This window comes from Ureibacillus endophyticus (assembly GCF_003628435.1).
Lineage (GTDB): Bacteria > Bacillota > Bacilli > Bacillales_A > Planococcaceae > Ureibacillus > Ureibacillus endophyticus.
Genome location: NZ_RBZN01000031.1, coordinates 1 through 12685 on the forward strand (window position 1 = coordinate 1; position 12685 = coordinate 12685).

The following is a 12685-nucleotide window of genomic DNA, read 5'->3' on the forward strand; positions in this document are numbered from 1 at the left end:
CGACACTTTAACAGTAGAGTGACTTGGGGTGGCTGGCAAGTCTATTTTTTTGCACTAAAAAAGTGCTAGACTCTGTACAAATTCGTTGCACTAGTCTGCACTTTTATTATGCAATACACAATTGGCTGCTCAAGATGTAAAGGAAATGGAGGAACTACTACTTAATGTTGGTTTTAATCAAGAACATGTAAACGTGGTGATAGATTCCGATGGTATACATAGAATAGAATCATGGAGTAAGCGGTTCCCTGAAGCTTTTATTTGGTTAATGAATAATTAATAATTGAATTTAATGATGGTATTTTTTAGAAAAACTTATTTATTTTTATTAGTCACGTTGAACCGTATCATAAATAAGTTAAACGACAGAATGATTACGTTGCATACATGAATTAGTCGGCGCTCACTTTGAGATAAAAGTATAGAATGCTAGATGTTGTACACCAGTAGCGTGTGCTTCGTCCATTACGATTAACTACTAAATCGATGTAATTTAGTATTTTAATAGAGTATGTGAAAGTGAACTTCACATACTTTTTTTATGTATTTTGCTTTAGAGATAGATTTCTTATATTACCTTTCTATGTTTGAGTTTTTTGTAGGAGGGGATAATTAGGTAGAATTAATATACCACCATTAAGGAGGCCACTTATGCAAAAAATAATTCCACATTTATGGTATGACAAAGAAGCAAAAGAAGCTGCATCTTTTTATGTAAGTTTGTTTGAAGACTCAAAAATAATGAATGTGAACGTTTTGGAAAATACCCCTTCTGGAGATGCAGACTTAGTTAACTTTGAATTGGCCGGACAGCAATTCCAAGCTATAAGTGGAGGACCTTACTTCAAATTTAATTCCTCTATATCATTGATGGTAGCATGTGAGTCTGAAGATGAAGTAAATACTAAATGGAAGGCTTTATCAGAAGGCGGTACTGAATTAATGCCCTTAGGTGAATATCCATTTAATAAGCGTTATGGTTGGGTTCAAGATAGATATGGTTTGTCATGGCAGTTGATGCTGATAGACAATAATCAGACTGCTCAAAAGATTACACCCAACCTACTTTTCTCAGGTGATTCATGTGGGAAGACTGAAGAAGCAATAGAGTTCTATACGGAGATATTTGAGGACTCTGGAATCGAGTTTATCAGCAAATATCGGCCTGGTGAAGCCGCAACACCAAAGGCAAAAGTAAATTATGCCGCATTTCGACTTGCGGGCATGAATTTTTCGGCAATGGATAATGGAGTTGGTGCTGATTTCAATTTTAATGAAGCATTTTCTCTTATTGTAAACTGTAAAGATCAAAATGAGATTGATTACTTCTGGGGTAAACTTTCAGCTGTACCTGAAGCAGAACAATGTGGATGGTTGAAGGATAAGTATGGTGTTTCATGGCAAATTGTTCCGGATAACATAGATGAGTTTATGACTAATGGTTCGAAAGATGAAATCCAAAAAGTTCAAAAGGTGCTTTTTAAAATGAAAAAAATCGATTTAGATGCTTTGCAAAAGGCTCGTTTTGAAAAAGAATAAGGTCTACTTTATACTATCGCTATCTAAAGCCAGTTATTCTTTTAAAGAGTAACTGGCTTTTGGTTTGCATATAGCTCCATACAGTGAAGTAAATTTAAGTAAAGGATTTCTCATTAATTTCAACGTTTGTGTCAATAACTTGATAAATTTAACAATTTCACCTACTTTTAAAATATGAGTCTAGTAGAAATGAAGATGTAATATGTAGGGGGAAATGATGAATAAAAGAGCTGAAGCATTAACAAATTTTGAACATGTATTAAAAGAACTTAACAAAGGTAAAAATGAAAGTGCTGCTACGGCATTGATAGGACAAAGTAGAAGAAATAAAAGTATCTCTGGAGTATTATTAAAGCTTACTTTTAAATTTTGGGGGAGAAAGATACTTTTAATTGCACTATTTCTCATTGCTATTACAGCTGGTGTTACTTGGTTATTATCTGGAAGTACAGTTAAAAAGGAAAGTACAACATTTGTAGAACAGGTTCAACAGTTAGCAACACTTGCCACAGCGGAAGCTCATCTTAAAGTAATAATCGAAGAAGAAGATAATAAGTTGTTCGGAAAGGATATTTCGCTTAATATACCAGGCACAAAAAGAGAAATATTATTAATCGTTCCTGCTACAGTCATTGCCGGCGTTGACTTTAAAAGTATTACTTCAGATGCGATAAAAGTAGATGATGAACAAAAGAAATTAGAAATAACACTACCACGAGCAACATTTATACAGGAGCCCGCAATTCAGATGGATCATATCAAAACATTCTCGGATGAGGGGTTATTCCGTGGAGAAGTAAAATGGGATGAAGGTTTTGATCTAGCAGCAGTAGCACAAGAGGAAATCAAAAAAGAAGCCGTTGAAATAGGTTTATTGGAAACAGCAGAAGAGAATGCAGAGAAAGTTCTGGATAACTTTTTTAGTAACCTTGGGTATACTGTAAAGCTAACATTTAAGTAAAAAGCTATCAAAATCAAATTAAAAATTACATATTAAGATGGGAAAAAACAATAGAACTGACTTATGAGGAGATATCATAAGTCAGTTCTTTAAAAGTTAGAAGGAAAATAATCTCGGTATTCGGTAAGTTGATTATTCTTTATTTAGCTATACTAATAGATGCGTTTTCGTATTGTTTATCGCTTAATGCTTTCACAATAAAATGAGCAACATCTGCACGTGGAATACTTTTTGCTTTTTCTGGTACGCCAATTTTTGCTTCTCTATACTCGCCAGTTAAGGGGTCATTTGTTAATCCCATTGGTCTAACGATTGTGAAATTCAATCCATTTGCTTCAATATAATCAACAGCATTGCGGTGATCTATTAAAGCATTTTTTAGCATTTTCATAACCATTTTACCGGTGATTCCTGGTATTTCGTTGTTAATTCCAGCAGAAGCTGTGTAGATGATGCGATTGACTTTATTTTCTCTCATGCCATCTACTATATTTTTCGTCATTTGTTCAAGCTCTGTTGATTTTTTCATTCCTTGACTGGATCCTAAACAAGACACGACTACATCATGTCCTGCAATTGCCGCAGCGACCTCTTCTTTATTGAAGGCATCTCCCTGGAGAATATGTAACTGCTCATGTTTTAATTCTACCTTTGATGGAGTACGAACAAATGCAGTTACTTCAAATCCCTTTTCTAACGCTTGCTTCACAACGGATTTTCCTACACCACCAGTTGCTCCAAATACAATAATTTTCATAATCTTCCTCCTTTATATTCTATTTTCAGTATAGCATCCTAATGGAAAACTTTTCTTTTTGACAAAATGATAGTAGTTTTTTACATCTACCGTTATTCTATATAAGAACAGGGGGAATAACAGTGGAACCGTTTATTCATGGAATCATATTGGCATTCGGTTTAATATTACCTTTAGGAGTTCAAAACGTATTTATATTTAACCAAGGTGCTACACATAACAAATTTACTAATGCTTTACCAGCAATCATAACAGCAGGAGTTTGTGATACAATACTCATTTACTTGGCCGTAGCTGGTGTATCAATGATTGTTTTTAGTTTTGAATGGTTAAAAATCTTATTATTTTTAATAGGCTTCTTTTTCCTAACCTATATGGGCTGGGTTATGTGGAAAAGCACACCAGAAGTAAACACAAATCAAGAGAAAAGCCAATTCTCAGCTCGACGTCAAATCACTTTCGCAGCTTCAGTATCTTTATTGAATCCTCATGCAATTATGGACACTATTGGTGTTATTGGCACTAGCTCATTGGCTTACATAGGATATGATAAATGGATATTTACTATGGCATGTATATTGGTTTCATGGATTTGGTTCTTTTCTTTAGCCTTTTCTGGTAGAAAGATCGGTCAAATTGATAAAACCGGTAAGTTCTTAACTCGAATGAACCAAGCTTCAGCAATAATTATTTGGGTTATGGCAATCTATATGGCATATCACCTGTATACATTATTGTCTATATAAACAGTTAAATTGGAATTTAATTAAAATAGATACATTATGCAAAAAGCTAACCACAAAAGGTTAGCTTTTTTTCTATTAGTCTTCTTTTTGTACTGGTACTTTTACTGGTTTGAAAATAGACAGTACAAAAATTATTAAACCTACAATACCAATTCCTAAAATTGTGTTGAATGATCCGCCAGTGTAGAAACCACTACCGAAGTAGAAAATTTCACGTAAACCTTCAGACGCAAAGCGAAGTGGCACCCATGGGCGAATGAAGTTTACAAAGAAACTTGGAAGCATTTCTTGTGGTGTCATTAGTACACCCATACCTAAAAGCATTACAACCATGAACAATGTAATGGCTGGTTTACCAATCCAAGCTGTAATTGCTGATACTAATAAGAAGAAACAGAATGCAGCAAAGGATACAAAAGATGCAACTAATAAGTAACTTGGCATGTTAATTTCAGCTAGCTGCCCTAATGTTGCAACTGTAAAACCAGAGAATAATGCAACAATAACGCCGAACAGCACTTGTTCACCCATTAAACGTAAAGTTTGTTTACGTGTAAATAGCTCTCTTTTTAAGATGCTTGATGTTGTTAAGAATAGAATGAAACCACCAATTAAAGCACCAACCCATGCAGGTACAGCCATTAATGTTGGAGCACTACCGTTTGCTGTAGAAGCAGTAATTGGATTGAATATTTGTTCTTCAGGCACAATTGGACTTACAAGAACAGATGCTTTAGTGGCATCAATTTGTTGACCGTTCATATTTTGAATGAAGTTAGCTGAATATTGTCCACTTAACTGTGTAATTAATCCATTTAAAGCTGTTTTTGCGAAGTTTGCACCAGTATAATTAAATCCTTGGTTGATATATATTTTTAATGTTGCTGGAATATTATTTGTCATCACATTCTGTAATGAATCGTTATAGCCTTCAGGAATAACTAATGCTGCGTAATACTTTTTATCGTTAAATAAGTCTTCAATATCTTCTTCTTTTTCAGTTGTAAAAGCTAACATTGGCTGAGCGCCGTCTACACCTTTACTCATTTGTTCGACTGCAGCTTTTACAGTTTCTACATGCTCTCCCTCATCATTTATGATTAATGCTGCTGGTAAGTTCTTTACTTGTGGATTCCCTTGAGCGAATAAGTTTACCGAGAATAACGCAATAATTAATATAACGGCAATGGGAGCAGCCCATGCTAATTTTTCTTTAAATAATCTCAATTTCTTTCCCCTTTCTCAATTTTCAACATGTTGTTGTTTGCTACGTGATTATTTTATAATCTAAGAGTACGCACAAGCAATCAACAAAATAAACATATTGTTGAATTTTGAAAAATAGAAGGTGTTTTTGATGAGTGTTTATATAGAAAAAAATCGTAAAACCAAAAAACTTATTCAAGAATCTTTTTTGGAAATGCTGCAGAGTAAACCATTTGAATCGATTACAGTAGGGGATATTGCAAAAACTGCAAACATTAATCGTGGGACATTTTATTTACACTATGTTGATAAATTTGATTTGCTAGACAAAATAGAACTACAATTATTTGAGGATTTAGGGAATCATATTGATGAGCTGCAATCGAGTTATTCATCGATTCATTCATTTGAAAAAGGGCAAGAGCAATTAGCAGCAACATTATTTAGTACAATTAAAATGCATTCACCATTATTAAAAATTTTATTAAGTGATCATGGTAGAGCAGGATTTCACCTTCGATTTAAATTGGCAATATTAGAAAAGGTACGCATTAATTTAGAAAAAAATAAAAACTACAATGAGAATTTACAAGTTCCAATGGATTATTTTTTAGCGTTTATCACATCTGCATTTTTAGGATTAATCGAACAATGGGTTCAAAATGATTTAGACAAAACGCCTGAAGAAATGACTAAATTATATATTGATATTATTTTCTTTATTCAAGGTAAATAAGAAAGGAGGTGTCCAAAAAGTAAAAACTTTTGGACATCTCCTTTTTTTCTTGATATTCCCCGATAAGCTGTGGTGTTGCTGTATGCCTTATTATAAAACGAAGCTAACAATAATACTTGAAAGAATGCTTACAAGGGTAGCCCCGTATAACAATTTCAATCCAAAACGGGCAACCACATTCCCCTTCTGTTCATTTAGCCCTTTAACTGCCCCTACAATAATTCCGATTGATGAAAAATTGGCAAAGGAAACGAGGAATACAGAGAGAATGCCCATTGTTCGTTCGGTAAAGTTATAACTGCCCTCTGACAAATCTAACATCGCAACAAATTCATTCGTTAATAGTTTAGTTGCCATAATTGCTCCAGCACTTACTGTTTCTGATAAAGGAATGCCCATAATAAAGGCTATTGGCGCAAAAAGATAGCCTAATATTGTTTGGAAGGAAATATTGAAAATTAACTCAAATACATGATTGAAACCAGCCATTAAAGCAATAAATCCAATCAACATAGCGCCAACGATAATGGCAACTTTAAAACCATCTAGGATATATTCACCAAGCATTTCAAAAAAGGATTGTCTTCTTTCATCCTGTATTTCTAATATATCTTCCTTAGGATCAATATCGTATGGATTAATAATAGTTGCAATGATAAATCCTCCAAACAAATTTAAAACTAAGGCTGTGACAATGTATTTCGGTTCCAACATGGTCATATATGCACCGACAATGGACATGGATACAGTCGACATTGCTGAGGCACATAGCGTATATAAACGATGGTTTGAGATATGACCGAGTTGTTTCTTCAATGTGATAAAAACTTCGGATTGTCCAACCATCAATGAAGCAACCGCATTATAGGATTCCAGTTTTCCCATCCCATTTACCTTACTTAAAAGAAAACCAATTCCTTTCATAATAAAAGGTAAAATTTTAAGGTACTGAAGAATCCCAATTAAAGCAGAAATAAATACAATTGGTAATAACACAGTTAAAAAGAATGGTGCTTCTCCCTCGTTTGCTATACCACCAAATACGAAGGCAATTCCTTCACTCGCATATTCAAGTAACTTGCTAAAAACAGTAGCTATAGCCTTGATAATGATTAAGCCAAATTCTGTATTTAACAATAGTAAAGATAAGAGGAATTGAATGACAAGCATTATGATAATGGGTTTGTATTTAATCTCTTTACGATTGGAACTTACCAACCACGCTAAGAACAATACTATAAGAATTCCTAAAACAGATATAACGTATTGCATCTGTAACCTCCTGATGATAAACCGCAAAATTACTACGCAATCGCGATTTTTTTCGTGAATACAATAGATATTTTAACCATGTTATTTAAAAACGAATCTGGCATGTTAATTCCAGTAAAAATCTAATAGAAGGTATCGAATACTATTCAAGGTAAAAAAAAAGAAATACTGTGATTAGCAGTATTTCAGAAATGTTTAATTAGAATATTGTTTTTTAAATGAATGATGGTTTTAGCAACTTCCTCTTTTGTTATGGTCATTGAAGCGTATTTATGTACGTCATTAGTTCCCACGCAGACACTAAATTGAGCTTTTTCAAATAAGCATTGATCGTTACTATCATTTCCGAATGCGATGAATTCTTTTATTTGTAGCTTTTCAAGACCATACACTTTGTTAATACCTAATGGGCTTATATCGATTGCATCTTCATTTTTATAAGATGTGATACTAACCGGTAATTTGCTAAGTGCATCAATAACAGCTGAATTAGGTTTAAATAATACTAATTTACAAATTTTTTGTAACTCTAAAAGTGGGGTATTTTTTGCAGAACTATGATTTATATTTTGATAGATTGGGTGCTCAAAGCTACCCGTAAAAGCGTAATCCCATTCACTATCTGCTAAATATGTAAGCTGATGCTGTTGAATAATTGTATGTAGCTCCTGTGTCAAATTAGGTGTGAAAAAATTAGCTGTAATTTTTCCATTTTGAGAAATAAAACAACCATTTCCACCAACAAGTTTCCCCTTCTTAAATTGTTCAGGTAATACAGGTATTAAATCACGAATGGGTCTAGCAGAAGCAAAAATAATTTCATGCCCCTCTGCTATAAGCTCTTTTAATGCTGCAATAATAGTTTCGTCAATCGTTTTGCCATTGAAACATAATGTTCCATCAATATCAAAAACAAAGTTCATTCTCTCGCCTCCTGTAATTAGTATAATGAGAATGAATCGCTGTTGAAAGGACAGGTGTCTCCAATTATGAATTTAGAGAAGTTCTACAAAATATATAACTATCAATTTCGCAATGACATAATAAGCAAACTTCAATTGAAAACCTATAAAGAGAATGAGTGTATTTTAAAAACAGGTGATGAAATTGATGGATTATATTTTTTAATAGAAGGGAAATATTACGTTTCAAGTCTTGAGATAACTGGTAAAGAATTGTTGTTGAGGTATAGTAAAAAACCGTCCATCTTGGGGGATATTGAGATTTTTGAACAATGTAAAATTCAATCAAATTGTATTGCCGCAGAGAATTGTGAATTTATATTTGTACCATTACATATTTATAATAATTATTTAAAATCGGATAGTAGTTTTACTCATTTATTATTAAAAGAAATGGCTTATAAATTAAAGACATGTACAATCTCTTCAAGAGTAAATGCTCTATCTCCGGTTTCTGTTAGGTTAGCTGCATATTATTGTACAATCGAATCTTCTAGAGCAAATAGTGAATACATAACGACAAATAATTTAGATGAAATAGCCTCTCTAATTGGCACAACGAAGAGACATTTAAACCGTATATTAAAGCAATGGAATGAAGAAGGAACTATTCATCGAGAGGGAGATAAAGTACAAGTTTTAAATTGGGGAAAGGTTAAACTTTATTCGAATGATGTTCGTTTTGAATAGTAAAGTATAATGCAGTAGTATATTTTTAAAGGGGTGTGAGCGTCCAATATTAAATGCTCACACCCTGTTGCTAAAAAATATTATCTAGTCAAAATACTTTTGTAAGTCTTCCTTTGTTAATTTGGTTTGTGCGTTTTCTTGAGTTTTCAATTCTTCTATCATTTTATTGATAAAGTCAATTTGAAGCTGATAGTGATTAAACATGTTTTCAAATTGGAGTTTGGCAATTGGATCAAGGCTAATATGTTGCTCTTTTGCTTTTTGTCCAGATTGAAGAACAGCCAATTCCTTTTCTAAAAGCTGAAGCTGATCCTCAAGTCCCGCAAGCTTTTCTTCTAAAGACAGTTCATGCATAAAAGACACTGCTGTATAAAAAGTAACTGGTAAGCCAACATATGCAATTAATTACCAATTGTAAACATCGAATTTAATTTTTTTTTAAAATTAAAGAAGAGGGCTTGTATTTCGCCCTCTTATGGTTAATATAAGGCACGTGAGAATGCTGGTTGCCAAATGCCTTTTTTATTTTTTCTCATATTGAAGGATGTTTCACTGCCATTGATTGGTGAAATGTAACTGATCTCGCCTAAAGTATCGTTAATTTCTCTAAAGGTACCATTTTCTAATCCTGCAAATACATAAGCGCTAATTAGTTGTTGAATTTCCTTAGTAAAATAAGCTTCCCGTACTTTTTGTGCTTTTTCGTTGTATTTCCTTATCTGCTTAGTAGAAGGGTCTTCTACAGTAGTAAATAATGCATTATATATTTCATAATCAAGCTCCATTTCAGCTACAATATAAATTTTAGCGATAGATAGTGGAGATACGCCTCTAAATAATTCAATATCCAGACTTTCCTTAAATGCATCGTACAATTTTTTTTCATCCGTACTTAAGCTAAATGTTGGTTTGAAATTTTGAACACCGATGACTTTTCCTATTATTTGGGCATCCGTAATCGTTGTAATTGTATGTCCACTTTGATTATCATATATAACGAATTCACCCTTTTTAGTCATTACCTCTTTATTAATAAAATCATCAATTACTTTACTAATATTATGGAAGAAGTATGGATTTTGAAGAGGATTGTCTTCATTATCATTAGTAATCTTTTCTCCTAATCCATGAACGTGTAAAATTTTGTCATTTACTAAAATTTGTCCTTGGTCCATATGTACTTTATCCCCTGATAACCCTAAAACGGTCGAAACAACAATTCCATTTGTCGAATAATAGGCAACATAATCTCCATAGTTTAATTGCGCATTTTCTTCGACAATCATTGGTAGCCCCCTCAGCATCCATTGGTCTCCTAATAGAAATGCATATTCAGGGTCAATTACATTAGAAGAATCTGTTGTTATGATTGAAAGAGGTTCAACTTCACTTGAAAATGCCTGTTTAGATAGTTGTGGAAATTGAGTAATGATCAAGAACGTTAGTAAAATACAAGCCGATGCTGCAATAGTCTGTACCTTCCAATTTGTTTGTTGTCTTTTTGGTGGAATTTGCATTAAACGCTTTTTTACATCAGCTGAAAAAGGTACTTCACTTTGTAATTCCTCTTTTAATTTATCCTTAAACTCCTTCATAAAATTCCCCTCCTAACTCAGCATACATTTCTTCTAAAGAATCATTTGTTTTTAATAGTTCACGTGCGCGGCGTAACCTTGTTCGAATGGTGTTAGGCGATACATTTAAAAGATTTGCAATTTCTTTTACTTCAAATTCTTCGTAATAAAATAGTATAATTACTTCTCGATAATGTAGTGGTAAAGCAAGGACACTATCTTTTAAAGTTTTGTAAACTTCTTTTTGCACATACATTTTTTCAATAGAAGGTTCATTTTTTCTAAAAAACATTAACTGACTTAACATGGTTTTTCGTTTTAGTTTTCGGAGTTTATCATGACAGCAGTTAATTAAAATTCGAGTTAAATAGGTTTTAATAGAGGAATCTCCCCGGAAATTTGTACGATTTATCATATATTTCATTAAGACGTCTTGGGTAATTTCTTCTGCAAGTTGACAATCTTTAACGTATAAATAACTAAGATGATATAGATATTCACCATAATTCTCGATTATCTCTTCTAGTTCCAACTCAGACCACCTCCTTTGTATTGTAAATCTTAGACGCTATTACTTCTGAAAATTGTTCAAATTTTTATGGGATATTTTACAATAAAAAAAGCAAGAGATTTCTCCCTTGCTTTAAATTAGTTATTGGTTTCTCTCTTAAAAGCACACATTATACTTCAAGCTTACCATTAAACTGATATTCAAATTTTTCAAATATATACCACACTAGATGGAATAACATATGACACATTATTGCTGTTAGAAGTCCATATTGCCAATACAACCAACCGCAAGTTATGCCAACTAATAGATTTATGCTATTAATATAAAGAAGCATTGTTTTTGTTACAGTTTTCTGTTTTTGATAGATCCCTGGTAGATGAGCAAGAGCAAATAAGATACTCGTCAGCACATTCGCAACCCAAAATGATACGGTTGATTGCGCGATGAATAAGTTACCAACCCACACAAAGAAGCTTATCATACCAAAGCGGAAAATAATTTCTTCTACAACGCCTCCGTAAAAACAACGAGTTAAAATCCATATTTTTTTTCTCGTTTTATCCCCTTCTAAAAGGGCTTCCTTTAAGTCATTCTTTTTCAAGTAATAATAAGCAGCAACATTAATTAAAGCGACCAATAGACTAAGTAGAATAGAAATTTTATCAATGTTTAATGAAAATAAATTAAAATCACCATGTTTGTAAAAAAATAAACCTAATATGGCAAATGGAAATGATAATATGACATGATTTACTAATCGAAGAGCAAAAGATGGTACCTCTTGTGAAAGATCTTTATATAAATCTTTTTCATTGAACACCATTAGTAGTATACCAGGTAATAGGATAATCGTAATTAAAAATAGCTCATAGAAACTCATTGTGCTTCCTCCTCAATCCCAGCTTCTTTCAAATAAATTTTCATCGCCTCTCGTGCCCATTCCAGCTCACTATCAGAAAGTGGTAAAGGCTGCATAGGATCTTCTTCTTCTATTTCAGCTCCATCTACTTTTTCAAAAAATGAATGTAAATCTTCCCCGACTATTTCTTGTAGCATGGTCATTAATTCATGTATTAACTGTTGTACATCGGCATCTGCAGGGTTGGCGCCGCACTTATTTTTTAACTCAGCTAGGATATTGGCAAATTTCCTTTCTAATGCTTGTTGTTTTTCTATTGAGATATCAAAAATTTCATCCACTTTTTCAACAGTGTATATCGATTTTAACCATTCTTTATGTTCGTCCTGTAGTTGTATCCCTTGAATAATCGAGGCAAAAATACTTGCATCGATTGCATCCTGTTCATCAACAAGATTGATTGCATGATCTAATGCATTGATAACTTTTTGAATTTGACTAAGCTTTTCTTCCATAAGTTTTTTTTGAAACTCTAAAGATTGTTTTACACTCCAGTCGTTTTGTTGTATTAAATTTTTCATTTGCTCTAGGGAAAATCCAAGAAATTTTAACGTAACGATTTTTTGCATCGTTACAAAATGAGTGTTATTGTAAACCCTTCTTCCACTTTCAGTACGTAGTGGAGTCAATAACCCTAGTTCATCATAATAATGAAGCGTTCGAATACTTACGCCTGTTCTTTTTGCAAATTCTCCAATTGAAAGGTGCTCTTTCATTTCAATCAATCTCCCTTTTAATTCCTGTTTTAATCATAAAACATCACCTTACGTGAGGTTCAAGATATTTCTAGATAAAATTTAAAATTTATT

The 12685-nt window shown here is 32.9% G+C and carries 14 protein-coding genes; 5 read left to right on the forward strand and 9 right to left on the reverse strand.

Annotation, left to right across the window (positions count from 1 at the left end; translation table 11 throughout):
• Window positions 1–651 precede the first annotated feature (651 nt).
• Window positions 652–1539 (forward strand): VOC family protein, encoded by an 888-nt coding sequence (locus D8M03_RS11995; RefSeq protein ID WP_121215022.1) that lies wholly within the window; start codon window positions 652–654, stop codon window positions 1537–1539.
• A 217-nt stretch (window positions 1540–1756) separates the two neighbouring features.
• Window positions 1757–2500 carry a DUF4230 domain-containing protein gene (locus tag D8M03_RS12000; RefSeq protein WP_121215023.1) on the forward strand — a complete coding sequence of 248 codons (744 nt, stop codon included), beginning with the start codon at window positions 1757–1759 and terminating at the stop codon, window positions 2498–2500.
• Between the two features lie 139 nt (window positions 2501–2639).
• Here D8M03_RS12000 and D8M03_RS12005 read toward each other — a convergent pair whose 3' ends face one another.
• Entirely contained in the window at window positions 2640–3257 is a 618-nt protein-coding gene (locus D8M03_RS12005; protein ID WP_121215024.1) for an NAD(P)-dependent oxidoreductase, read from the reverse strand.
• A gap of 122 nt (window positions 3258–3379) precedes the next feature.
• Here D8M03_RS12005 and D8M03_RS12010 point away from each other — a divergent pair, with 122 nt between their 5' ends.
• Entirely contained in the window at window positions 3380–4003 is a 624-nt protein-coding gene (locus tag D8M03_RS12010; protein ID WP_121215025.1) for a LysE/ArgO family amino acid transporter, read from the forward strand.
• Between the two features lie 75 nt (window positions 4004–4078).
• Here D8M03_RS12010 and D8M03_RS12015 read toward each other — a convergent pair whose 3' ends face one another.
• A complete protein-coding gene (locus D8M03_RS12015; RefSeq protein ID WP_121215026.1) occupies window positions 4079–5230 on the reverse strand; it encodes a YhgE/Pip domain-containing protein in 1152 nt (383 codons plus the stop codon).
• Window positions 5231–5360: 130 nt separating this feature from the next.
• Between D8M03_RS12015 and D8M03_RS12020 the strand changes: the two genes are divergently transcribed.
• Window positions 5361–5945, forward strand: coding sequence for a TetR/AcrR family transcriptional regulator (locus D8M03_RS12020; RefSeq protein WP_121215027.1), 585 nt, complete (start codon window positions 5361–5363; stop codon window positions 5943–5945).
• 90 nt (window positions 5946–6035) lie between these two features.
• Here D8M03_RS12020 and D8M03_RS12025 read toward each other — a convergent pair whose 3' ends face one another.
• Entirely contained in the window at window positions 6036–7217 is a 1182-nt protein-coding gene (locus D8M03_RS12025) for a NupC/NupG family nucleoside CNT transporter (RefSeq protein WP_121215028.1), read from the reverse strand.
• A gap of 185 nt (window positions 7218–7402) precedes the next feature.
• A complete protein-coding gene (locus D8M03_RS12030; protein WP_121215029.1) occupies window positions 7403–8140 on the reverse strand; it encodes an HAD-IIB family hydrolase in 738 nt (245 codons plus the stop codon).
• 66 nt (window positions 8141–8206) lie between these two features.
• Here D8M03_RS12030 and D8M03_RS12035 point away from each other — a divergent pair, with 66 nt between their 5' ends.
• Complete coding sequence (locus tag D8M03_RS12035) at window positions 8207–8869, forward strand: Crp/Fnr family transcriptional regulator (protein ID WP_121215030.1); 663 nt, start codon at window positions 8207–8209, stop codon at window positions 8867–8869.
• 84 nt (window positions 8870–8953) lie between these two features.
• On the opposite strand, the gene D8M03_RS12040 is transcribed toward D8M03_RS12035, so the two are convergent.
• The 5 genes from D8M03_RS12040 to D8M03_RS12060 all read right to left on the reverse strand — a co-directional run bounded on the left by D8M03_RS12040 (window position 8954) and on the right by D8M03_RS12060 (window position 12592).
• Window positions 8954–9223, reverse strand: a complete 270-nt coding sequence (locus D8M03_RS12040) for a hypothetical protein (protein ID WP_121215031.1) — start codon at window positions 9221–9223, stop codon at window positions 8954–8956.
• 125 nt (window positions 9224–9348) lie between these two features.
• Entirely contained in the window at window positions 9349–10464 is a 1116-nt protein-coding gene (locus tag D8M03_RS12045; protein ID WP_121215032.1) for a S26 family signal peptidase, read from the reverse strand.
• Window positions 10451–10975: a sigma-70 family RNA polymerase sigma factor gene (locus D8M03_RS12050; protein WP_121215033.1), complete on the reverse strand. Its 525-nt coding sequence runs from the start codon at window positions 10973–10975 to the stop codon at window positions 10451–10453. The genes D8M03_RS12045 and D8M03_RS12050 overlap by 14 nt, the downstream gene beginning before the upstream one ends.
• Window positions 10976–11123: 148 nt before the next feature.
• Window positions 11124–11837 (reverse strand): CPBP family intramembrane glutamic endopeptidase, encoded by a 714-nt coding sequence (locus D8M03_RS12055; RefSeq protein WP_121215034.1) that lies wholly within the window; start codon window positions 11835–11837, stop codon window positions 11124–11126.
• The gene (locus D8M03_RS12060; protein WP_121215035.1) at window positions 11834–12592 is read right to left on the reverse strand and encodes a MerR family transcriptional regulator; all 759 of its coding nucleotides are present in this window, start codon (window positions 12590–12592) and stop codon (window positions 11834–11836) included. The genes D8M03_RS12055 and D8M03_RS12060 overlap by 4 nt, the downstream gene beginning before the upstream one ends.
• Window positions 12593–12685: the final 93 nt, after the last annotated feature.